This window comes from Gordonia zhaorongruii (assembly GCF_007559005.1).
GTDB classification, from domain to species: domain Bacteria; phylum Actinomycetota; class Actinomycetes; order Mycobacteriales; family Mycobacteriaceae; genus Gordonia; species Gordonia zhaorongruii.
Window position 1 is genome coordinate 3024120 of record NZ_CP041763.1, and the last position, 22495, is coordinate 3046614.

A 22495-nucleotide genomic window follows, 5' to 3' on the forward strand; every position below is an offset into this window, starting at 1 on the left:
CCGAATTTCCCAGAACAGCAGGCCGATAAGTCGATGTACGACACCGAACCGCTCACCGAAGCCGATCCCACCGACGTCGGTTCCCGAATCGACCCGGTACTCGCGCGCAGCTGGCTCCTCGTCAACGGCGCCCAGGACGACAGGTTCGACGCAGCAGCGCGGTCACGTGCGGACATCGTGGTCCTCGACATCGAAGACGCCGTCGCCCCCAAGGACAAGGATGCGGCCCGGGACAACGTGGTGCGCTGGATGCACGCGGGCCACTCCGACTGGGTGCGCATCAACGGTTTCGGCACCCCGTGGTGGGCCGCCGACATCGCAGCCCTGTCGAAGACGTCCATCGGCGGCGTGATCCTGGCGATGGTCGAATCCGTCGACCACGTGACCGAGACGGCGGCACGACTGCCCGGCATCCCGATCGTGGCCCTCGTCGAGACCGCACGCGGCCTCGAGCGGATCACCGAGATCGCCTCGGCGAGGGGCACGTTCCGACTCGCCTTCGGCATCGGCGACTTCCGCCGCGACACCGGCTTCGGCGACAGCCCCATGACCTTGGCCTACGCACGGTCCCGGTTCACGATCGCCGCCAAATCGGCTAACCAGCCGTCCGCCATCGACGGTCCGACGGTCGGTTCGAATCCACTCAAGCTGAGCGAGGCAACCGCGGTGAGTGCCGAGTTCGGGATGACGGGCAAGATCTGCCTCACCCCCGACCAGTGCGCCGCAGTCAACGACGGCCTGTCGCCGTCCCTGGATGAGATCAACTGGGCGCGCGACTTCTTCGCCGAGTTCGAGGGCGACGGCGGCGAGATCCGCAACGGCTCCGACCTGCCGCGCATCGCTCGCGCTACCAAGATCCTCGACCTGGCGCGCGCCTATCACATCGTGCCCAACGACTACGAGATCTCCGACCACGCTCCCGCCCCGACCGACACGTACCACTACTGACGACATGTTGTACGCGGTCAGCGGCCTGCTCACCGCGATCATCACCGGGCCGCTCTTCGGGAACTACCTCCTCTACCGCGACGCGGTGGCGGTCCCCCGGTTCCCGCTGACCGCAGCAGCCTTCGGCATCGACGGCGGGACTCCCCGTGCCGTACCGCAGGATGCCGTGCTCGGCCTGGCGTCGCGCATCGTCGACGGAGGGTGGCTGGTCGCCCTCCTGACCGCGGCCGCGTTGTTCGGTGCAGGCATCGGTTTCGGGAAGCTCGCGCAACGACTGGTGCCCCGAGCCGGGGGCGCCGGCGCGATCGCCGGCGCAGTGGTCGGCATCTGGAACCCGTTCGTCGCCGAACGTCTCCTGCAGGGTCAGTGGAGTCTCCTGATCGGCTACGCCGTCCTCGGACCGGTCATCCTGACGGTCTCGGGCCTGGCCGACCAGCATGACTCCGAACGGTCCCGGCGCCGCGGTCTCGTCGTTCTCGCGGGGCTGTTCGCCGTCGCAGGCTTCACGCCCACCGGTTCCATGCTCGCGTTGATCGCCGCTGCTGTGGCCGCTGTGGTCGTACGGCCGGACGCCCGCACGACGCTCGTCGCCGCACTCGCCTGGCTCGTCACCGTCTCACCGTGGCTCGTCGGTGCGGTGGTCTCGAACGACGCCGGATCGTCCGGTGGCGCCGGCGCTTTCGCGTTGCGTGCCGAACCCGGACTCGGATCGCTGGGGACCGCACTCGGGCTCGGCGGCATCTGGAATGCCGATGCGGTGCCCGGAAGCCGGGCCTCGTGGTGGGCGGCGGTCGCCACCGTCACCTTCCTCGCGGTGATGGTCGCCGGTTCGATCGACTTGTTCCGCCGTCGCTCCGGATCGGAGCGGATCATCGCCGCACCGATCGTGCTCGCCGCTGTCACGGTCATCGTCGCGCTTGCGGCTACCGGTCCGGGCATCGACGTGATGGACGTCCTCCTGCACCACGTGCCTGGCGCCGGCCTGTTCCGGGACACCCAGAAGTACCTGGCGCTGGCGGTTCCGTTCGGTGCTACTGCTGCTGCGGCGGCGGTCGCGTGGCTGCGCACGTGGGTGCCGGCCGGTTTCGCGATCGTGATGGTGGCCGTGCCGATCATCGCTCCACTCCCGGACCTCGCGTGGGGTGTCGGGGGCGGCATGCGGCCGGTCGCGATTCCGGACGATTACACCCAGGTCACCGCGGCCATAGGCGCAGACCCGTCCGGGCGAAACGGGTCCGTCGCGGTCTGGCCGACGGACACTGTCCGGCAGCTGTCCTGGACCGAGCATCGATCGCTCAGCCCGCTGACCCGGATGGCTGACGCACCGGTGATCTACGGCGGTGTCCTGGTGGTCGACGGCGAGCGGCTCGACGTGCCGACCGGCCGAACCGCAGACGTCCTCCGCGTACTCGAATCAGGTGCCGATCCAACCGCTCTCGCCCGTCTCGGTGTCGGTTGGGTGGTCATCGAGGAGGCCGCAGCTCCGGCGCTGCTGAGTTCCGGGGCCGACGAGGTGTTCACCGGGCCGCATGTGAGTCTGTTCCGCATCCCGGGTGCCTCGGCGGCGCCGTCGCCGGGCGCCGGCGTCTGGGCCGCCGCGATCGCTGCGCTGACTCTGTGGTTCGGCGCCGTCGTAGCGGGCGCCGTCGCGGCGGCGACCGGTGTCCGGGAACGTCTCCGCCGGTAGTCGCCGGTCAGTTCTCGCCGAGAACCTCCCGGAACACCGCCTCGAACCCATCCGCGGTCGTCGACCACGAGTACCGCCGTGACCGGACGCGGGCTGCGTCCCCCAGTTCGGTGAGCCGCGCCCGATCAGCAGCCAGCGATCCAGTCGCAGCGGTGAGTTCGTCGACGTCATCCACCAGCACGCCGGTCTCCCCGTCGACTATCGAGTCCGTCAGGCCCGCCGAACTCCGGTAGCCGATCGTCGGTACCGAGTGCTGGGCGGCTTCGATCACCGCGAGACCCCATCCTTCCTTGCGGGACGGCATCAGGTGCAGGTCGGCGTTCGCGAGGAGTTCGTGCTTGCGGACATCGTCGACGTGCCCGTGGAACGTCACCCGATCGTCGATGCCCAACTCGGTTGCCGACGCACGCAACTCGTCGTTCCACCAGCCACCGCCGACCACATCCAGGCGCAGGCGCACGCCACTGTCCCGGAGCCGGCCCGCCACGGTGAGCGCGTCCTCCACCTGCTTGTGCGGCACCAGCCGCGAGACGACGATCAGCCGCAGGTCCTCGGCGACCGCTCGCTCGGCGAGTCCTTCCGGCACCGGGTCCACGCCATTGCGCACGACGGCGATCCGGTTCCGGTCCACGCCCAGCCCGACCAGCTCGGCCGCCGACGGCTCCGACACCGTCACGTACCGGTGGTCGCGGTGCACGCGTGGTGACAACCATGATTCGATCCACCAACCGAGCCGGGACAGCACCGGACCGGCTACCGGCCACTGCTCACGGTGACAGTGGTGCACGAGGACGACCGTCGGCGCGGACGCGACGAGAGCGGCGAAGAACGGCACGCCGTTCTGGGTATCGACCACCACGTCTGGCCGGTATCCGGCCAGCCTGCCGCGACCCAGGCGTGCCGCTGCGAGCATCAGCAGGGTTCGCGGGTAGACGGAGAGTCGGCCGCCGGTGCGGACGATGCGCAGACCATCGCGCATCTGCCGGTGCGGGGCACCACGGTATCGTGCCGTGACCAGGGTGACTCGCGATCCGCGGCGGGCCAGTTCGGCGCCCACCCGTTCGAGGTACCGTTCGCTGCCGCCGCCTTGCGGATGACCGGTGTCACGCCAGCACAGCAGGAGGACGTCGGCCGGTACGGAGTCGGCTGGTCGGGAGGGGCCTTCCTCGGGAGTCAGGTCCTGCGCAATCACCTCATCGAGGATATGCGACGCTGACTGAATGCCCGCGTCCAGCTTCGCCAGCCGCGCCACCGCGTCCCGGTCGGTCCGGCTGTTCCGCGAGTTCCGGCATGAGCAGACCGAGCCCGACCGGTTCTATCAGGCCCTCGCCGACGACACCGCCGCGATGATCGCCGACCTGCACTCCGAACCGCTCACCGACGCGGCGGTGCTCGACGTGGGCGGCGGTCCGGGTTTCTTCGCCGACGCCTTCACCGACCGCGGCGCGCGGTACCTGTCGGTCGAGCCCGATGCGGGCGAGATGCACGCCGCAGGCATCGACCATCGGACGGCGGTCCGCGCGCAGGGCCAGCATCTTCCGTTCGCCACCGGCAGCGTCGACGTCTGCTATTCGTCGAACGTCGCCGAGCACACCGACCGTCCGTGGGAGATGGCCGACGAGATGGTCCGGGTGACCTGCCCCGGCGGGACCATCGTGCTGAGCTACACCCTGTGGTGGGGGCCGTTCGGCGGCCACGAGATGGGGCTGACCCATTACGTGGGCGGACACCGCGCAGCACGCTGGTACACCCGGCGGCACGGTCATCCGCCGAAGAACCTCTACGGGGAGTCGCTGTTCCCGATCACCGCGGCGGCCGGGCTCCGGTGGGCCCGGAACGCGGAGCACGCCGAACTGCAGGCCGCGTTCCCCCGCTACCTCCCGCGCTGGGCCTGGCCTGTGGTCCGGATCCCGGTGGCGCGCGAGGTCGGGGCGACGAACCTGGTGCTGGTTCTGCGCCGCGTCTGAACAGGCGATCGACTCCTGCGGCCTCGGTGTTCCGCGGTCCGGTACGCGAGCGACGGCCGACCCGGCAGGAATACCGCTGCCGATGCGCGGCGTTCCACCCGGTAGTGGAGGGACGACCGATGTCTCGTGCCGGGCGGTCGTTCCGGACAGCAACTGGTAAGGAGCAGACATCATGGCAGTCTCAGGCAAGAAGGTCGCATTCCTCCTCACCCGCGGAGTGGAGCAGGTGGAACTCACCAGCCCACGCGGAGCGCTCGACGCAGCCGGTGCCGAAACGGCGATCGTCTCACCGTCCGAAGGCACGCTTCAGGCGATGAAGGGCGACTGGGAGCATGGCGACGAGTTCACGGTCGACGTCCCCGTCGCCGAGGCCAGAGCCGAGGACTTCGACGCACTCGTACTGCCGGGCGGAACTCTCAATACCGATGCCCTGCGCCTCGATGCGGATGCCGTGGCATTCGTGAAGGCCTTCTTCGCGGTGGACAAGCCGGTGGCCGCGATCTGTCACGCACCCTGGATCCTCGCCGAGTCCGGTGAGGCGAAGGGCCGTACGCTGACCTCGTTCGTCTCGACGAAGACGGACCTGATCAACGCCGGCGCGTCGTGGGAGGACTCGGAGGTCGTCGTCGACGGCAATCTCATCACCTCGCGCAACCCGGGAGACCTCGACGCGTTCAATTCGGCTATCGCCACCGCGCTGAGCTGAGGGACTGCACCTGCCGACAGATGCAGCGACGCTGGATCGGCCGGCGTCGACGCCACGCTGCGAGCTCGATCCCGTGCGAACCCTGCGTCCGTCACCTCGGCAAGGTCGCTCGGCACGCGAACGGTCCACCGTTCGACGTCGACGACGCCAGGAGTTCCTCGCCCTGCATGATCGTGCAGGTGATCGTGCCGCGGACCACGAATCCGGTGAGTTGGGCCTGCTTGTCGCGCACCGTGGCGCGACGCTGCCACGGGGTTCCGGTGATGGGAGCGACGCGCATCGAGTCACCGGCACGATAGGCGGCACCGACCACCTGACCGCCGCCCGTCAGCTGGTAGATCACCGAACCCGGTTCGCCGGTCGGCCTGGTGCGCGTCGATCGGCTCGGCGTCGACGGCGTCGTGGATGACGTGGTCGGCGTGCTCGTCTCGGACGACGGCGTCGTTGTGATCGACGAGCGCGTCGAGGACGCCGTCGACGCGGCGCCGGTGCGCTCGGAATTCGATTCCTTGAACACCAGCGCCGCTGCCGCGACAAGGACGACCAGAGCGAGCAGCACCATCAGGGACAGGACCGCGGTCCGGCCGGAGTTCTTGCCGTTGCTCATCGGTCAACCGTAGCGATCAGGTCTCGACGATCGCCTCGAGCGGCCTGGTGCGGGCAGCGGTCACTGCAGGCCACAGTGCCGCTACCACGCCGACCACGGCGGCACCGACCAGCGTCACCACGATCAGGGTCCACGGGATCACCACGCCGTCGAGTCCCCATTGCGCGAGCGTGCGCACCAGCGGGATGCCGATGGCCAGCCCCAGCACTGTCCCGAGGGCCGCACCGAACACCGCGATGTAGGTGGACTCCAGGTAGATCGAGCGGCGGACCTGTGCCCGCGACATACCGATCGCTCGGAGCATGCCGATCTCCCGCTTACGTTCCACGACCGACAGCGCGAGCGTGTTGATGATGCCCAGCACCGCGATGACCAGCGACAGTCCCAGCAGTGCGTACAGGGTCGCCATCATCTGGTCGATCTGCGACGAGATCGAGTTCTTGAACTGTTCGCGATCCTGCACCTGAGCCACCAGGTAGTCCGATGTCGCATCCTCCAGCTGTGTGCGCAGCTGATCGAGGTCGGCCCCGGGCTTCGCCTTGACCCACACCGCGATCGCCATGCGCTGCTGCTCCACCGGAACCAGTTCGTGGAACGCGCCCTCGCCGACCAGCTTGCCGCCGGTGATCTCGTTCGGCGCGAAGATCCCGGTCAGATGTGTCGGCACGGGCTCGCCGGCCAAACTGGTGAAGACCACCTCGTCGCCGAGTTTCCAACCGTGGTCGCGTGCGGTGTTCTCGTCTACCGCCAACCCGTCGGCGGGCAGCTTCAGATTCCCTTCGACGAGGTCCACCGTCGCGACCTCGTCCATCGAGCCTCCGATCGGGGCGAGCATGAACTCGTTCTTGCCCTCGTATTTGCCCGCTGCGCCTGCCTGCGTCACCACGGTGCCCGCGTCGGGTACCTGCGCGGCCGCCTCTCCGATCGCCATCGGCATCGGCCCGCTGTTGGTGCCCGAGATGACGTAATCGGCCTGGACGCCGTTGTCGACGGACGAGTTGACGGTGCCCTTGAACGACGAGCCGAGGGTGCCGATGACGACCACCAGCATGAGTCCGAGAGTGAGTGCGAACGCAGTCGCCGCGGAACGACGCGGATTGCGGACCGCGTTGGTGCGAGCCAGGCGTCCGACCGTCCCGAACGGCTTCTCGAAGAGTCTGCCGAACCCGCCGACCACCGGCTGCGACAGCGCCGGGGCACCGAGGACCACCGCGACGATCGACAGCACCGCGCCGCACGCCACGATTCCCGCTGGGAGACCGCCCTCGCCGAGTCCGCCGACCACGAGCGCGGCCACCCCGAGCACGCCGAGCACCGCCGCCACCGCCGTGCGTTTACGGAGTGACCCGGCACCGGGTTCCGCAGCGCTCTCGCGCATCGCCTCGACCGGCGGGATCCGGGACGCCCGGCGCGCCGGAATCCAGGCGCTGAGCATCGTCACGACGATCCCGACGAAGAGTGCGGCGAGGATCGCGGGCAGACCGACCTGAAGGCCGTTGGACGGAAGTCCCTGCCCCTCGGTGAAGACGAGCATGCCGGCCGCGATGCCGATTCCGAGTCCGAGCCCGACCACACTGCCGAGGATGCCGACGAGGAAGGCCTCGAGCAGTACGGATCGCGACACGTCACGCCGGCTGGCACCGACCGCACGGAGGAGTGCGAGTTCCCGGTTCCGCTGGGCGACGATCATCGAGAAGGTGTTGTAGATGATGAACGTGCCCACGAGGAGTCCGATACCCGCGAATGCGAGCAGGATGTAGCGGAAGATCGTCAGGAACTCGCCCACCTGGGCCTTCTGGTCCTCGCGCACCTGTTCACCGGTACGGACCTGGTACAGGTTGTCGACCTGCGCCGCAGGGCCGATCGCCCGGTGCACGGCATCACGCAACTGGGTGTCGCTGACGCCGGGGAGCGCGGTCATGTCGACGACCGAGTAGTAGTCGCCGTTCGAGAGCGCGTCCTTGGCCATCGCCTCGTTGAACTGGATTCCGACGTACCCGCCGGTCGAGGTCGGCATGTCGGTGAGCCCGACGACGGTCACCTCCATCGGCTCCGAACTGCCTGCTCCCAGAACCACCTTCGTCTTCGACCCGACCGTCAGGCCCGCTTTGTCGGCGGCGTCCTTGTTGATCGTGATCTCATCGTCGGCCACCGGTGCACGCCCGGCAGCGAGGTCGACGGCGGAGTCGCCGATGGCGCGGTCCGGCGGAATGTAGGCCGACGCCACGCTCGGCGCACCACCGGTCTGGATCGCCTTACCGGACGAATCGGCTACGGACACCGAGCCGCCGTAATTCCCGACGATCCGGTCGATGCCGAGTTCCTTCTTCTTCGCGGTGAGATCGTCGACTACCTTCACCGGGACGCCCGGCGATGACCCTTCCGCCGCCGTCACCTGAACCGCGACGCCCTGCGCGGTGTTGTCGAAGATGGAGTTGAACGCGTTCGACACCGTCGAGGTGAACATGACGGCCGCGGCCACGAAACTGGTGCCCAGCACCACGGAGAAGACCGTGAGGACCAGACGCAACTTATGCGACGAGAGGCTCCTGGTGGAGACCTTGCGCATCACTGATGAGGCCATCGGTCACACCGCTCCGTGTGCGCCCGCAGCGCCGGACGGGCCGGCGTCGGACGGGCCGGCGTCGAGGTTCTTCATCACTTCGAAGACGTCATCGGCGGACGGGCGGGCCAACTCGCGCACGATCTGGCCGTCCGCGAGGAACACCACGCGATCCGCGTACGACGCAGCCCTCGGATCGTGGGTCACGATCACCACTGTCTGGCCGAACTCGTCGGTCGCGGCGCGCAGGATGCTGAGCACCTCACCGGAGGACCGCGAATCCAAGTTGCCGGTCGGCTCGTCACCGAAGATGATGTCGGGCTTTCCGACGAGCGCCCGGGCACAGGCGACGCGCTGCTGCTGGCCGCCCGACAACTCGCTCGGCCGGTGCGAGAGGCGATCTCGGATACCGAGGCGATCGATGACCGTGTCGAACCATTCGGTGTCCACCTTCCGACCCGCGATCCCCTGGGGCAGGGTGATGTTCTCCTCCGCGGTCAGCGTCGGCACCAGGTTGAAGGCCTGGAAGACGAATCCGATGCGGTCGCGCCGCAACGAGGTCATCTCCTTGTCGGAGAGACCGCTCAGCTCGACCGGTCCGATCCGCACCTGGCCGCTCGAGGCGTTGTCCAGACCCGCCAGGCAGTGCATCAGCGTCGACTTCCCCGAACCCGACGGCCCCATGATGGCGGTGAACTGCCCGGTGCGGAACCCGATGGACACTTCGCGCAGAGCGTGCACGACGGTGTCGCCGGACCCGTAGGTCTTCGTCAGACCGTCCGCACGTGCGGCATCCGTGCCGTGATCTTCTTCTCTCGCGTGTGTCATACCCACCAGGTTCCCAAATATCCGTGCACCGCGCTATCGGGAATATCCCGGAGAATGCCCTGAGGTCTTCACCGGCGACGAAACAGTCCTCACCGATAGCGAGACAGCCTTCTCCGATAACGAGACGACGGGCCCGATCCTTGAAGGATCGGGCCCGTCGGGCGAGGTGTCAGGCGGTCAGCCCAAGCGCTCACGCAACTTGTCGAGCTCGCCACTGAGTTCGGTGGGCAGTTTGTCGCCGATGAACGAGAACCATTCCTCGATGCTCGGGATCTCCTCGCGCCACTCAGCGGGATCCACCGAGAGCGCTTCAGCCAGGTCGGCCGGATCGACGTCCAGACCCGACACATCGATCTCGTCGGGCTTGGCGACGATGCCGATCGGAGTCTCGACTCCCTCGACGTTGCCCTCGATACGGTCGACCATCCACTTGAGGACACGGCTGTTCTCGCCGAATCCGGGCCACAGGAAGCGGCCGTCCTCGCCGCGGCGGAACCAGTTGACGTAGAACACATGCGGCAGCTGAGCGCCGTCCTTGCGTCCGATGTTCAGCCAATGCTCCAGGTAGTCGCCGACGTGGTAGCCCATGAACGGGAGCATGGCCATCGGGTCGCGGCGCGCGGTGCCGACCTTGCCCTCGGCTGCTGCCGTCTGCTCCGACGCCATGGTGGCGCCCATGTAGACGGCGTGCTCCCAGTCGCGAGCCTCGGTGATCAGCGGGACGGTCGTCTTCCGGCGGCCACCGAACAGGATCGCGGAGATCGGCACACCCTGCGGGTCGTCCCACTCGTCGGCGAGCGTCGGGCACTGCGACATCGGGGTGCAGTAGCGCGAGTTCGGGTGGGCGGCCTTCTCGCCGGACTCCGGCGTCCAATCGTTACCGCGCCAGTCGACGAGGTGATCCGGTTTGTCACCGCCGATGCCCTCCCACCAGACGTCACCGTCATCGGTGCGAGCGACATTCGTGTAGAGCGTGTTGCCCGCCTCGACCGTCTGCATGGCGACCGGGTTCGACGACATGCTGGTACCGGGCGCCACGCCGAAGAAGCCGAACTCCGGGTTCACCGCGTACAGCCGGCCGTCGTCACCGAAACGCATCCAGGCGATGTCATCGCCGACGGTCTCAGCACGCCATCCCGGGAGGGTCGGCAGGATCATCGCGAGGTTCGTCTTACCGCAGGCGGACGGGAACGCCGCCGCCACGAAGTAGACCTTCTCCTCCGGGGAGGTCAGCTTGAGGATGAGCATGTGCTCGGCCAGCCAGCCCTCGTCGTGCGCCATCGCCGAGGCGATGCGGAGCGCGTAGCACTTCTTGCCGAGCAGTGCGTTGCCGCCGTAACCCGAACCGTAGGACCAGATCACGCGGTCCTCCGGGAAATGCACGATGTACTTGTCCGGGTTGCACGGCCACGGCACGTCCTGCTGACCCGGCTCCAGCGGGGCGCCTACCGAGTGCAGCGCCTTCACGAAGAACCCGTCGTCGCCGAGTGCCTCGAGCACCTTCGGGCCGACACGGGTCATCACGCGCATCGACAGGACGACGTACTCCGAGTCGGTGACCTCGACGCCGAGTTTCGGATCGTCCGAGCCGAGCGGCCCCATGCAGAACGGCACCACGAACATGGTGCGGCCGCGCATCGAACCGCGGTACAGGTCGGTCATGGTCGAACGCATCTCGTCCGGATCCACCCAGTTGTTGGTCGGGCCCGCCTCCTCTGCCGTCTTGGAGCAGATGAAGGTGCGAGACTCGACGCGTGCCACATCGGCGGGGTCGGAGAGCGCGAGGAACGAGTTCGGCTTCTTATCCTCGTTGAGTTTGACCATCGTGCCGGCCTGAACCAGGTCGGCGGTCAGACGGTCCCATTCCTCGTCGCTGCCATCCGACCAGACCACACGGTCGGGCTGCGTCAATTCGGCAACCTCAGCCACCCAGGCCAACAGCCCGGGGTGAGTGGTCGGGGCGTTTCCGGGTTCGAGGCCCGGAATGGTCGCAGCGGTCATGTGGATCTCCTCGGTAACGGCAAGCCTGCGCGCATCCGGATGTCTTTTCACCGCGCGCAGTTGCCCACGAGGATACGCGTTGTCCACCTATGGCGAACAGCCGGGACAGCGAGGTATTCCTCACCGCAGGCGACCCAGTGACGTGGGTCTCCACTCGGGTCGGTCGATCGACAGTTCGCCGACGACGACGCCGCCCGCGCGGCCGAGTCGCGTCATGTGATCAACGCGGCCGTCCCCGTCCGAGTCGGCGAGGACCACGTGTTCGCCGTCGAGTTCGGTCGCGATCGAGTCGGCGACACCGTCTCCGTTCCCGTCGAAATCGGCGGGACCGAGGTCCCACACCGTCCCTGCCGCATACATCCACAGAGAACCGGGCTCCAGTGCAGGTGAATCCGGGACCTCGCCGGCGCGCGCGTCGACATCCCCGTCATCCGGTTCGATTCCGAACCAGTCATCCATCGGCGATTCCCCTCGTCGCGTGCACGACCGTCGCGTTCACGACCGTCGGGCGCTCGGCCGTCGAGGGCTCGGCGCGCCGCTGCTGGGTCCGCGTCCAGATCTCCCGGCTCACGTGTGCTTCCGCCGCGCCCAGGCGCGCCGCCAATCGATGCTCCATTCCGGTCCGGCTCATCGTGATGGTGTCCGTCGTCCAGCGCTTCAACGCGGTCCGGGCAGCCGCTGCACGGCGCACCCCGACGATCCAGGCAGCGAGCACCACCCCGGTGAACACGGTGAGCACGGTTCCGATCCAGCCGAGCCCGGCCCACTCCGCCATCGGTGCCACCACCATGCGGCCCGCTCCCAGACCCGCGGTGGCACCGAGCAGGAGAACCACTGCGTCCTCGCCCGCTGCACGCCCGGAAGGAGCTGCCGGCAGCGGCGCTCCCGGCGCGGGCAGCGCGGGCACCGAGTGCTCGGCTCGCGCCGATCCGGTGCCCAGCCCCAGGACCGCCGCAGCACGAACCTGCTCGAGGCGGGCCGCGAGCATCCGGTCCGCCGACTCGCCGACCATGCCGACCGCCCGTCTCAGCCAGTCCGTGTAGGCGGCCGCATGACGTGGGTCCATCTCGCTGCACGCCCGGTCCGCGGTGACCGCCAATGCCTGGAGCACCTCCCGCGTCGCAGTGACGGCGTCTGCCCGCGCTGCGGTGAGCCCGGCGCGCAGCCCGCTCAGCCGGTTCCCCCGTGAGGTCCCCCGCGGGGAGACGGCGTCCGGGGACGTACTCACCACAGGCGTCCTCACCACAGGCGTCGGCGCACCCGGCACCCCGAGTGCAGACTCTCCGGGGAACGGCGGCTCGAGGGCTGTCAGCTCGGGAACATGGGTGCCGGGTTCCGCTCGACGCACCCATTCGGCAAGGTCGGAGACGCCTCCGTCCGCACCCGACTCACCCTGATCGGCACCGTCGACCGCTACGGCGAACAGCGCCAACCGCTTGCCTGGATCGAGAACCTCCCTGGACCGTGCGACGGCGTGCGGCCACTCCGGGATCCTGTCCACGCAGGTGGCGACCAGTGCCACCGGACGGTCCCCGGCGGCGAGATCGTGCAGCAACCTCATCTCCTCGTCCCCAGCGTCCGCCGACACATCGAGGGCAACGACCACACAGGCCCGGTCGGTGGGGACCGACCATCGATCACGATGACGGACCCAGCTGGCAGAGGTATCGAGACCATGCCGGTTGAGCGCCTCGGCGAGTCGGTCCGGTTCGGCCCCCGGCATCCCGACGACCGCAACGCGACGGCGACTCATCGGGGTCCGCCGATTCGGGCCGCGAGCTCGCGTTCAGCGGCGTCGCGCCCGTCTCCAAGGGCCGCGATCAACCGCAGATCGGCGATCAACCTGGCATCCCGCATTCGCCCGACGTCGGCGGACACCGCCCGGATCGGCACCACGAGTGCGTCGAGTCCGCTGATCCGGTGCAGGTGAGCGGTGACCGCCCGTGCGGACGCGTCCGGATCGCCGTCCAGGAACTTCCGTGCCGCAGTCACCCCGGCCAGGCCGAACCTGCGCACCAGGGCCGGACCGACGGAGTCCGTGTCGGCGTCCGGGGTGCAGAGCCTCTCGAGGTCGGCCGGCCCCGCGATCGCCCCGGCCAGCAGTCCCGACACCGGATGGACCGTGACACCGAGTTCGTTCGCCGCATCGTCGGCCAGACGCTGCGCGTCCGTACGGACGTCCGCCTTTCCGGCCACCACGATCCGAGGCCGGTCAGCATGTTCCGCGGCCTCATGTCCTGCGGCCTCGTGGTCGCGCGCGCGGGGAGACGCACCGATGACCCGGATCTCCAGATCGGGGCGCACGTCCCCATCGCTTGGGTCTTGACCGATGCGCACGACGCACGACAACCGGAAGCGGGCGCGCAATGCAGCGGCGAGCGTCCGGCGGCCGGTTCCCGGATGGCCGCTGATCTCGACGAGAAGTGTCGAATTCCGTCGTTCGTATGCGCAGGCCACGGCGTGCGGCATCTGGTCTCCGCACGTATCAGTCCCCGGTGATCCGCTCATGACCATCGCCTCCCCGCGCATCGGATCCGACGCTACGCCGAGGCGTCGACGTGCAGACCCCGATGAACCGAGTGCTCCGCGATCTGTGGATAACTCCGGTCGCCGACACAGTGAGGCGACTGCTCACAGGGGTGCCAGTTGTGATCGACCAGCGTAAATGAGACACGATGGACCGGTGAACACCGACCCAGCAGAAGGTCAGCAGGAGAACACCCCGGCGACCGGCGATGCCGACGACCGTTCCCGCCTCTACCCGCGCGTGACCAGCTTCCGCTTTCGCCGGGGCAGCCTCACCGCAGGTCAGAAGCGCAACTGGGAGACGCTCTGGCCCACCCTCGGCCGTGACCTGCGCACCGGCCCGGACCGGGCCGCCGAACCGCCGATGGACGCCGATTCGTGGTTCGGCCGCACCGCACCGCTGATCATCGAGGTGGGCAGCGGAACCGGGATCTCGACTGCGGCGATGGCCGAGGCCGAGCCGGACGCGAACGTGGTCGCCGTCGAGGTGTACCAGCCCGGTCTGGCCCAACTCGTCGGGCTCCTCGACCGCGCCGGGCTCACGAACGTTCGGATGGTCCGCGGGGACGCCACCATCGTCCTCACCGAGCTCGTGGAATCGGACAGCTTGACCGGCGTCCGCGTGTACTTCCCGGACCCCTGGCCCAAGACGCGCCACCACAAGCGTCGGTTCCTGCAGTCGGGGACCATCGAGCTGATCGCCGACCGTCTCAAGCCGGGCGGGGTCCTCCACATCGCGACCGACCACGCCGATTACGCGTTGTGGATCGCCGAGTTGATGGCGACGCAGCACCCTGATCGGCCCCACGTGGTGCCGTTGACCTTCGATTCACCGATCCTCCTGGACCGTCCGACGACTAAGTTCGAGGGACGGGCTCACGTGGAGGGTCGTGACGTCAACGAGTTCGTGTACGTGAAGCCCTTCCCGCGGAAGGCCCGCACCGGGGCCCCGACCGAGGAGGATCAGCCATGACCTCGCCAGATTTCGCGACGTCGATCAACGGCACCAGCCCGGCGAAGCGGGTACTCCTCGTCTGGGACGCCCCGAACATGGACATGGGGCTGGGCAGCCTCCTCGGCGGCCGCCCGACGGCAGCCCATCGCCCCCGCTTCGATGCCCTCGGACGGTGGATCCTGCAGCGGACCGCAGCGATCGGCGCCGCGTCGCACGCCGATGTGGAACCGGAGGCCACGGTGTTCACCAACATCGTCCCCGGCAGTGCAGACGTCGTGCGCCCGTGGGTGGAGGCGCTGCGCAACGTCGGTTACGCGGTCTTCGCGAAGCCGAAACTCGCCGACGACAGCGACGTCGACGACGATATGCTCGATCACCTGCAGGTGAGGCGCCACAACCCGGGCTTAGCGGGTGTCATCGTCGCGTCCGCCGACGGACAGGCGTTCCGGGAACCATTGCTGGAGCTCGCGTCCGAGGGTGTTCCCGTCACCGTCATCGGGTTCCGCGAGCACGCGAGCTGGGCACTGAGCGCCGACGAGCTGGAGTTCGTCGACCTTGAGGAGATTCCCGGCGTATTCCGCGAGCCGCTGCCGCGCATCAGCCTCGATTCGCTGCCCGACGACGGCGCTTGGCTCACGCCGTTCCGTCCGCTCGGCGCGTTGCTCAAGTGACGTACGCGAGACGCTGTTCTAGTGTGACGACGGGCAGACCCGCCCGGACTCTGGCTGTCCGACCCGTGAGCAGGGTGACGGAAAACCTGAATCCGTAACCGCACTTTCTCAGGTGAAACTGAGACAATCGCCCTTTCGGGTATTGGCGACAGGAAGGAACCCGGCGTGTTCGGATCCCTCGGCTCATTCGTGTACCGGATGCGCTATACCGTTCTCGCGGTGCTCATCGCCTTGATGGGCGGCCTCGGTCTCTACGGAATGGACCTGTCGAAGCACCTGTCGCAGAGCGGCTGGTTCGACCCTAAATCCGAGTCGGTCACCGGCTCCGTGGTCGCCGACAGCGCGCTCGGCCGCGACCACAAATCCGATGTGATCCTGCTGATCACACCGCCGGACGGCACACCCATCGACGATCCGGTCTTCGGTCAGAAGATGACCCAGATGACCAATGATCTGATCGAGGAGCATCCGGATGTGGTCAGCCGGGAGGTCGACGACACCCATGCGGGCCTGATCAGTCCGTTCGACCCGGTCAAGACATCGGCCGACGAAGCCGCCGCCGAGATGAAACGCGACCGGCAGTGGACGGACGACCGCAAGCACGGGTTCATCTCCATCGGTGTCACCGGTAACGACGACACCACGATCCTGAAGAACTATCAGCAGATAGAACCGTTCTTCGACGGCCTCGCCGAACGCTACGACGTGCCGAACACGACATTCGAGCTGACCGGCCTGCAGCCCATCGCAGGTGCGATGGCCGCGGGCATGGACGCCGACATTCACCGAGCAGAGGTGATCGCGCTACCGGTGGTCGCACTGATGCTGCTGTTCGTGTTCGGCGGTGTGGTCGCCGCAATCCTGCCGGTGTTCATCGGCGGTCTCACCATCGCCGGTTCTCTCGGTATCACCAAGATGATCGCGCAGGCCACCGAACTCAACGTCTTCGCGCAGTCCGTGATCACCCTGATCGGACTCGGTATCGCGATCGACTACGGACTGTTCATGGTGAGCAGATTCCGCGAGGAACTCGCCGAGGGTTACACGGTGAAGGCAGCGGTCCGAAGATCGGTGATGACATCCGGTCAGACGATCGCGTTCTCGGCGACGATCATCATCGCCGCCCTCGCCTGTCTGCTCATGTTCCCGCAGGCCTTCCTGAAATCCGTCGCGTACGGTGCGATCTCATCGGTCGCACTGGCCGCGCTCCTGTCGGTGACCGTGCTGCCCGCGCTCCTGTCGGTACTCGGGCGTCATGTGAACGCTTTCAGCGTGCCGTTCCTCAACCGCAACCAGACGCGTGAGGAAGTCGAGGCCGGATTCTGGGGCAGGCTCGCGAGTTGGGTGATGAAGCACCCGGTGAAGACGGCCGTCCCCACCGTCCTGCTGCTCCTGGCGTTGATCATTCCCTTCAGCAACATCCAGTTCGGCGGTCTGAGCGAGAAGTACCTGCCGCCGGACAACCCGAACCGCGTCGCGCAGGAGAACTTCGACAAGCTGTTCCCCACTGAGCGCACCGAAGAGCTCAAGATGGTGATCGTCTACAACCAGGAAGGCGACAACGTCGCCGGGAGGTTGCAGTCCATCGCCGACGAGGCGAACCAGATCCCCGGTTTCACCAAGCCGTTCTCCCCGACCGCCGAGGGCGGCGCGCTCGACGGTGTGTACGGCGACGAGGAGACCGGTCTGGGCGTCACCCAGATGTCCGCCGGCCTCGTGGACCGGAACACCTCAGCCGAAGCCATCAAGGAACTTCGGGCCATCGACAACCAGGGCATGCGCATCTACATCGCGGGCACCCCGGCTCTGACACAGGACTCCATCGATTCGCTGATGGAGAAACTGCCGCTGATGGCGGTGTTGCTGGTCCTTGTGACCGGCCTGTTGATGTTCCTGGCCTTCGGGTCGGTGATCCTGCCGATCAAGGCCGCGTTGATGACCGCGCTGGGCCTCGGGTCGACGCTCGGCATCCTGACGTGGATCTTCATCGACGGCCACGGCGCATCACTCGCGAACTTCACGCCGGGACCGCTCTTCGCCGCGATCCTGGTGCTGATCATCGCGATCATCTACGGCTTGTCAACGGACTACGAGATATTCCTGTTGTCGAGAATGGTCGAGGCCAGACAGAACGGCGCCTCGACCACCGAGGCGATCCGGACCGGTACCGCCAACACCGGCCGCATCATCACCGCCGCGGCCGCGATCCTGGTGGTGGTGACCGGCGCATTCGGCTTGTCCGAGATCGTGATGATGAAGTACATCGCGTTCGGCATGATCGCTGCGCTGATCCTCGACGCCACGATCATCCGCATGCTGCTCGTGCCCTCGGTGATGAAACTCCTCGGCGACGACTGCTGGTGGTCGCCGCGCTGGATGCAGAAGCTGCAGCAGCGCATCGGATTGGGCGAGACCACACTCAGCGACGAACCGGACGAGAAGGAGCAGCGTCCGCTCGAGTCGGCTGCGGTACGTGCCGGCGGAGTCGTGGAGGCCGCCGAGGCTCCGACCTCGGCTATGCAGGCGTCCGCCCCGCGCACGCCGGACCGGCCCGTCGCTGGCCGCGCGGCGCCGACGGGCGTCTCGCGCGCACTCTCGCGTGCTCGCCCGCAGGGCACCGCACCCGAGCGCGATCGCTCCGGACCCAGCACGGACAGCACGCTCGACGAGTTGATCGGGGACGACGAGCCCGCGACCGGCGCGCGGACGACCGGCTCCCGGCCCGCTGTTCCGAGTAAGGCCGTTCCGGGTAAGGCCGTTCCGGGCAAGGCGGCCGTTCCAGGCCGGACTGCTCCAGGCCGGACCGGACCGAACAGGACCGGACCGCAGGAGCAGCCGCCCCGGCCGAATGCACCGGAGCCTGACATCGCACGACCGGCCACCTCGGGACGCAAGTCCGATGGCCCCGATACCGGTTCGTGGCGGCTGGGTGCCGGCGGCGTCCGTCAGGCATCGCGCGATCTGCGGCCCCGCCCGCAACCACGACCCGGGGCCCCGCTCGCGCAACCCGCCCGGCCCCAGCAGCCGGGCGCCCGCCCGGCCGGCGCCAACCAGCCGATTCCCGGTTCGGCATCCCGCACGCCCGGGCCGAGCACGAATCGGCCGCAGGGGCCGCCGCAGCGACCCACGTCGCAGCCGATCCCCGCGCAGCCCGGCGAACAGGGCGATCGGACGCCTGACGGCCGAACGCAGGGCGACACCGGACGTCGCCAACCGCCTCGGCCGCAGCGCCCCACCTCGGGACCGATCCGTCCGCAGGCCCCGCAGAATCGTGGACCGCGTTCCCCTGCACCCGAATCCTCTGCACCCCGATCCCCTGCACCCCGATCCCCTGCACCCGGATCTTCGGCACCCCAGTCCCCGGCCCAGCCTGATCCCACCGAGGACGAGCCACAGGACAAGCCGCAGAACAAGCACTCGACGAGTGACGACTCGCAGCGGTCAGGCCGTGAACTACGTCCCGACCGTGGCGATGAGGGAACACAGATAAGCGTGCAGGAGCTGCTGCGCCGCAGTCGGGGTCGTCAGTCCGGCGACGAGTGACTGCCGGTTAGGGTGTAGTCCATGCCTGACGACGCTGCCCCGACGGCCGACGCCGCCGACTCCGGGTCGGCTCCGCGTCGGACGTGGCGTGTCTGGCTCCGCTACGGGCTCATCGTCGTCGTCGTCGCCATCCTCGCGGTGGAGGGTGCCATCATCTGGCCCGACCTCAAGGACGCGTGGGCGCGCATCGGTGACATCCGCTGGGAATGGGTGGTCGGTTCGATCATCGCTGCCGGCTTGTCGATGGACAGTTACGCCCAGGTGCAGCGTGCCCTGATGCGCTCGGCCAAGGTCCGCGTGAAGCAGGGCGAGTCGCTCGCGGTGATCCTGGCGTCGAATTCGGTGTCGCAGACCCTGCCCGGCGGGCAGGTGCTCGCCCCCGCCTTCATCTACCGGGAGAGCCGCAAGTGGGGTGCCAGTCCGGTCGTCGCATCCTGGCAACTGGTGATGTCGGGTCTGCTCGCGGGCGCCGGTCTGGCGGTGCTCGGCCTCGGCGGAGCGTTACTCGCAGGTGCGAAGACCAGCCCGTTCTCGGTGATCTTCAGCGTCGCCGGGTTCCTGGTGTTCGCCGTCGCCGTGCAGTATCTCGCCAGTCATCCGCAGCTGCTCGAGAACGCCGGTAAGCGCGTTCTGTCCTGGCTCAACAACGTGCGCGACAAGCCTGATGACCACGGCGTCGCCCGCCTCCAGCAGATCCTCCAACAGCTGCAGGCCGTCAAGCTGAACCGCAGAGACGGTGCGATCGCCTTCGGTTGGAGCATGTTCAACTGGGTTGCCGATGTCGCCTGCCTGGCATTCGCATGCTGGGCCGTCGACGCGCACCCCTCCATATCCGGGCTGATGGTCGCTTACGCGGCCGGCAAGGCGGTCGGCACTGCCGTTCCGTTGCTGCCCGGCGGCCTCGGCGTAGTCGACGCGATGCTGGTTCCCGCGCTGACCACGGCCGGAATGCCACTGCACGACGCGGTGACCGCGGTGATCATCTACCGCATCATCAGCTACGTCCTGATCTCCCTGGTCGGCTGGGTCGTCATCGGAGTGCGCTACCGCGGCGCGTTCAAGTCCGGGGACAGCTTGGACCGCGAGATGGAGCAGGACCGCGCCCAGTCGGGAACCACGGACCAGTCGGGTGCGAACGACCAGGGGCGCGCCGACAGCGGAAGTACCGACAGCGGAGGTACTGACAGCGGGAGCACCGAGGCAGCCGACGCGCCGCCATTCGATCCGGGCGACGACGCCCCGAGCGACCGCGACCACGGCTCCTAGCTACCGTGGAGGCATGACCTCGGCCGATTCCGCTCCACATGCCCCGCACCGCCCCTCATCGCGCACGATGGCGATCGCCGCCGGCGCCGATGTGATCGCCGTGCTGGTGTTCGTTGCCATCGGCCGCCGCAATCACGATGAGTCCGGGACCATCACCGGCCTTCTCACCACGCTGTGGCCGTTCCTGGCGGGCGCGGCCGTCGGCTGGGCCATCGCGTTCGCCTTCACCCGTGCGACGGGATTCGCCCCCGCCCGCCTGCTGCCCGTCGGCGTGATCGTGTGGGTGAGCACCGTCGTGGTCGGCATGGTCCTGCGCGCCGTCTCCGGCCAGGGGACGGCGATCGCGTTCTGCATCGTCGCCTCGATCGCCACCGGAGTCCTCCTCCTCGGCTGGCGTGCCGTGTACGCGCTCATCGCAGCGCGGGCGAACCGCTGATCGCGGCCCGGGACGGAGTCAGTCCGCGGCGGAGACGGTGAAGTACTTCTGCGCCACCTGCAACGCAGCGGTACCGGACTTCTCGCCCTCGCAGTAGACGACGATGACCTTCCCGCCCTGCAGTCCGACGAACCAACCGGGCCCCTGCGGTCCGTTGGTACCGACCAGCGCACGCAGCCCCGGGGCCTTGGTCAGGTCACTTGCGTCGCCTGTGCGTGCGATGGTGGCCATCTGGTCCAGGACGTCGCGCGCCACCGGCGGCTCGAAGGAACCCAGTTCGCCCTTGGTGACCTTGGTCTTCGCCCCCTTGATGACGTACGGGGCCACCGCCTGGTTCTTTCCGTCCGCGGCGCGCGCCAGAGCAACGCCGAGAGCACCCATGTTCATCATGGTCGACGTGTAGTTACTCGGCGTGAAGTTCGCGGTCGAGATCGACGGCTTCTTGGTTTCGCGCGGCAGGCTCACCCCGGGAGCGGAGAACCGCACACCGAGACCGAAGCGGTACAACATGTCGTTGGCGCTCTTGTCACCGTCGTTCTTGTCTTTGGTCGCCCGGTCGATCGCACCGAAGACCGGGTCGAGGGTGCTGCCGGTCGCGTATCCGACACCCGCCTCGATGTCGCGCTTCGCCGCGGACTCGTTCTGCGCCAGTGCGAGGATTCCTCCCGATGACGCGTCGAGCACCATGACGTTGGCCGGCTGCGCTACCTCGACCACGGTGTTCTCGAGCACCAACTGCTCGTTCTGATCGACGCTGGTCGCGATGTCCTTTCCGGGAGGGCCCTGCTTGCCCGCGAGGCGCTGCGGCCGGGATCCCGGGATCTCCAACTGCACCTGCCAGCCCGCAGTCGCGTCGCGGATCGCCGTCCAGTAATTGGAGATGCTCTTCGAGAGCGGTGTCGACAGTCGGCGATCCTCCATCACCAACTGACCGTTCCGCTCCACTGTGACGCCGCTGATCTTCTCCGGATCCGCGTTCAGGTCCTTCATGTCGCTCTCACGGAGCTTCACCGCGGTGATCGGCTGTCCGTTCGCGTCGTCGATCTTGCTGCGGATCACCTTGCTGGTGACCAGCGGTGCGATCGGCTTGATCGCGTCAGACAACGATGAGATCGCGGCGTCGGTCTTCTTACCTGCTGCGGCGGGGTCGAACGTGATGGTGTTGACCGGAACCATCTTCATGAAGGTCTTGCCGGTGCGACTGTTGACCGCGGGAGCTGGCGTGGCATCGGTGCGCACCTTCTGCAGACGCGCCCCCGCAGGCATTCCCTCGTAGATCAGCGCCGGCGCCCACTGAATCCGCCACCCGCTGGACAAGTTGCGGGCGATACCGGAGGTGTTGGTCTCATACGTACCCTGACCTGGCCAGGAGTAGGTGGTCTTCATCACGAAGGAGGCGGTTCCGTCGCTGTACTCGACGGGCTCGCGAACTGTCGTCTCCACCTTCTTCGCATCCATCCCCGAGAAGGTCGCCTGAAGGGACTCCGCCGCTTGCGCAGGTGAGGTCGTGAACTCCGATGCCGCCTCGGCATTCTGTTCGGCGATCGCCGTCGCGAAGTCGTTGGTCATCCGCCCGACATCGGTGTCGCTGTCCGACCCACACGCCACGACAGAGGACAGCATCACGATGACCGCAGTCACCGCGGCCGCAAAGTTTCGTCCCCTCCACGCCATGTATCAATTTTCACTTGTCTCACATTTCAATCCGCACCAGGGACATATCATTACAGATTCAGTCTGATAACAATCCCGCAACAAGGCCATGTTTGTCGCTGTTCTCGGCTTCCGGTC

18 protein-coding genes are annotated in these 22495 nt (G+C 67.8%); 9 read left to right on the top strand and 9 right to left on the bottom strand.

The window, feature by feature from the left end; genetic code table 11:
• Positions 1-33: 33 nt before the first annotated feature.
• The gene (locus tag FO044_RS13990) at positions 34-948 is read left to right on the top strand and encodes an HpcH/HpaI aldolase/citrate lyase family protein (protein WP_132992466.1); all 915 of its coding nucleotides are present in this window, start codon (positions 34-36) and stop codon (positions 946-948) included.
• Positions 949-952: 4 nt separating this feature from the next.
• Positions 953-2635 (top strand): MmpA family trehalose lipid delivery protein, encoded by a 1683-nt coding sequence (locus tag FO044_RS13995; RefSeq protein WP_132992467.1) that lies wholly within the window; start codon positions 953-955, stop codon positions 2633-2635.
• 7 nt (positions 2636-2642) lie between these two features.
• On the opposite strand, the gene FO044_RS14000 is transcribed toward FO044_RS13995, so the two are convergent.
• The gene (locus FO044_RS14000) at positions 2643-3827 is read right to left on the bottom strand and encodes a glycosyltransferase family 4 protein (RefSeq protein ID WP_412917599.1); all 1185 of its coding nucleotides are present in this window, start codon (positions 3825-3827) and stop codon (positions 2643-2645) included.
• A gap of 28 nt (positions 3828-3855) precedes the next feature.
• Here FO044_RS14000 and FO044_RS14005 point away from each other — a divergent pair, with 28 nt between their 5' ends.
• Positions 3856-4602 (top strand): class I SAM-dependent methyltransferase, encoded by a 747-nt coding sequence (locus FO044_RS14005; protein WP_132992468.1) that lies wholly within the window; start codon positions 3856-3858, stop codon positions 4600-4602.
• Between the two features lie 172 nt (positions 4603-4774).
• Positions 4775-5308: a type 1 glutamine amidotransferase domain-containing protein gene (locus FO044_RS14010; protein ID WP_132992469.1), complete on the top strand. Its 534-nt coding sequence runs from the start codon at positions 4775-4777 to the stop codon at positions 5306-5308.
• Positions 5309-5399: 91 nt separating this feature from the next.
• Here FO044_RS14010 and FO044_RS14015 read toward each other — a convergent pair whose 3' ends face one another.
• From FO044_RS14015 to FO044_RS14045, 7 genes are all read right to left on the bottom strand, one after another.
• Positions 5400-5915 carry a hypothetical protein gene (locus FO044_RS14015; protein WP_132992470.1) on the bottom strand — a complete coding sequence of 172 codons (516 nt, stop codon included), beginning with the start codon at positions 5913-5915 and terminating at the stop codon, positions 5400-5402.
• Positions 5916-5931: 16 nt separating this feature from the next.
• Positions 5932-8499, bottom strand: coding sequence for an ABC transporter permease (locus tag FO044_RS14020; protein WP_235831367.1), 2568 nt, complete (start codon positions 8497-8499; stop codon positions 5932-5934).
• 3 nt (positions 8500-8502) lie between these two features.
• Positions 8503-9306, bottom strand: coding sequence for an ABC transporter ATP-binding protein (locus tag FO044_RS14025; protein WP_132992471.1), 804 nt, complete (start codon positions 9304-9306; stop codon positions 8503-8505).
• Positions 9307-9483: 177 nt separating this feature from the next.
• Positions 9484-11307 carry a phosphoenolpyruvate carboxykinase (GTP) gene (locus FO044_RS14030; RefSeq protein ID WP_132992472.1) on the bottom strand — a complete coding sequence of 608 codons (1824 nt, stop codon included), beginning with the start codon at positions 11305-11307 and terminating at the stop codon, positions 9484-9486.
• A 120-nt stretch (positions 11308-11427) separates the two neighbouring features.
• Entirely contained in the window at positions 11428-11766 is a 339-nt protein-coding gene (locus FO044_RS14035) for a DUF6802 family protein (protein WP_132992473.1), read from the bottom strand.
• Positions 11759-13060, bottom strand: a complete 1302-nt coding sequence (locus tag FO044_RS14040) for a hypothetical protein (RefSeq protein WP_132992474.1) — start codon at positions 13058-13060, stop codon at positions 11759-11761. Before FO044_RS14040 ends, FO044_RS14035 begins: the two co-directional genes overlap by 8 nt.
• The gene (locus tag FO044_RS14045; RefSeq protein ID WP_132992475.1) at positions 13057-13776 is read right to left on the bottom strand and encodes a hypothetical protein; all 720 of its coding nucleotides are present in this window, start codon (positions 13774-13776) and stop codon (positions 13057-13059) included. Before FO044_RS14045 ends, FO044_RS14040 begins: the two co-directional genes overlap by 4 nt.
• A gap of 196 nt (positions 13777-13972) precedes the next feature.
• Between FO044_RS14045 and trmB the strand changes: the two genes are divergently transcribed.
• The 5 genes from trmB to FO044_RS14070 all read left to right on the top strand — a co-directional run bounded on the left by trmB (position 13973) and on the right by FO044_RS14070 (position 20704).
• Entirely contained in the window at positions 13973-14806 is an 834-nt protein-coding gene (gene trmB / locus FO044_RS14050) for a tRNA (guanosine(46)-N7)-methyltransferase TrmB (RefSeq protein WP_132992476.1), read from the top strand.
• Complete coding sequence (locus tag FO044_RS14055) at positions 14803-15459, top strand: NYN domain-containing protein (RefSeq protein ID WP_132992477.1); 657 nt, start codon at positions 14803-14805, stop codon at positions 15457-15459. Before trmB ends, FO044_RS14055 begins: the two co-directional genes overlap by 4 nt.
• Before the next feature lie 165 nt (positions 15460-15624).
• Positions 15625-19002, top strand: coding sequence for an MMPL family transporter (locus FO044_RS14060; RefSeq protein WP_132992478.1), 3378 nt, complete (start codon positions 15625-15627; stop codon positions 19000-19002).
• Between the two features lie 21 nt (positions 19003-19023).
• Positions 19024-20268 carry a lysylphosphatidylglycerol synthase transmembrane domain-containing protein gene (locus FO044_RS14065; protein WP_132992479.1) on the top strand — a complete coding sequence of 415 codons (1245 nt, stop codon included), beginning with the start codon at positions 19024-19026 and terminating at the stop codon, positions 20266-20268.
• Positions 20269-20281: 13 nt separating this feature from the next.
• Entirely contained in the window at positions 20282-20704 is a 423-nt protein-coding gene (locus tag FO044_RS14070; protein WP_235831369.1) for a DUF3054 domain-containing protein, read from the top strand.
• 18 nt (positions 20705-20722) lie between these two features.
• On the opposite strand, the gene FO044_RS14075 is transcribed toward FO044_RS14070, so the two are convergent.
• Positions 20723-22327, bottom strand: a complete 1605-nt coding sequence (locus tag FO044_RS14075) for an NTF2-like N-terminal transpeptidase domain-containing protein (RefSeq protein WP_235831370.1) — start codon at positions 22325-22327, stop codon at positions 20723-20725.
• Positions 22328-22495: the final 168 nt, after the last annotated feature.

Excerpts from the sequence above, each read along its gene's own strand:
- FO044_RS13990 (WP_132992466.1), top strand. The coding sequence starts at position 34 with ATGTACGACACCGAACCGCTCACCGAAGCCGATCCCACCGACGTCGGT.
- FO044_RS13995 (WP_132992467.1), top strand. The coding sequence starts at position 953 with ATGTTGTACGCGGTCAGCGGCCTGCTCACCGCGATCATCACCGGGCCG.
- FO044_RS14005 (WP_132992468.1), top strand. The coding sequence starts at position 3,856 with ATGCCCGCGTCCAGCTTCGCCAGCCGCGCCACCGCGTCCCGGTCGGTC.
- FO044_RS14010 (WP_132992469.1), top strand. The coding sequence starts at position 4,775 with ATGGCAGTCTCAGGCAAGAAGGTCGCATTCCTCCTCACCCGCGGAGTG.
- FO044_RS14015 (WP_132992470.1), bottom strand. The coding sequence starts at position 5,915 with ATGAGCAACGGCAAGAACTCCGGCCGGACCGCGGTCCTGTCCCTGATG.
- FO044_RS14020 (WP_235831367.1), bottom strand. The coding sequence starts at position 8,499 with ATGGCCTCATCAGTGATGCGCAAGGTCTCCACCAGGAGCCTCTCGTCG.
- FO044_RS14025 (WP_132992471.1), bottom strand. The coding sequence starts at position 9,306 with ATGACACACGCGAGAGAAGAAGATCACGGCACGGATGCCGCACGTGCG.
- FO044_RS14030 (WP_132992472.1), bottom strand. The coding sequence starts at position 11,307 with ATGACCGCTGCGACCATTCCGGGCCTCGAACCCGGAAACGCCCCGACC.
- FO044_RS14035 (WP_132992473.1), bottom strand. The coding sequence starts at position 11,766 with ATGGATGACTGGTTCGGAATCGAACCGGATGACGGGGATGTCGACGCG.
- FO044_RS14040 (WP_132992474.1), bottom strand. The coding sequence starts at position 13,060 with ATGAGTCGCCGTCGCGTTGCGGTCGTCGGGATGCCGGGGGCCGAACCG.
- FO044_RS14045 (WP_132992475.1), bottom strand. The coding sequence starts at position 13,776 with ATGCCGCACGCCGTGGCCTGCGCATACGAACGACGGAATTCGACACTT.
- trmB (WP_132992476.1), top strand. The coding sequence starts at position 13,973 with ATGAGACACGATGGACCGGTGAACACCGACCCAGCAGAAGGTCAGCAG.
- FO044_RS14055 (WP_132992477.1), top strand. The coding sequence starts at position 14,803 with ATGACCTCGCCAGATTTCGCGACGTCGATCAACGGCACCAGCCCGGCG.
- FO044_RS14065 (WP_132992479.1), top strand. The coding sequence starts at position 19,024 with ATGCCTGACGACGCTGCCCCGACGGCCGACGCCGCCGACTCCGGGTCG.
- FO044_RS14070 (WP_235831369.1), top strand. The coding sequence starts at position 20,282 with ATGACCTCGGCCGATTCCGCTCCACATGCCCCGCACCGCCCCTCATCG.
- FO044_RS14075 (WP_235831370.1), bottom strand. The coding sequence starts at position 22,327 with ATGCTGTCCTCTGTCGTGGCGTGTGGGTCGGACAGCGACACCGATGTC.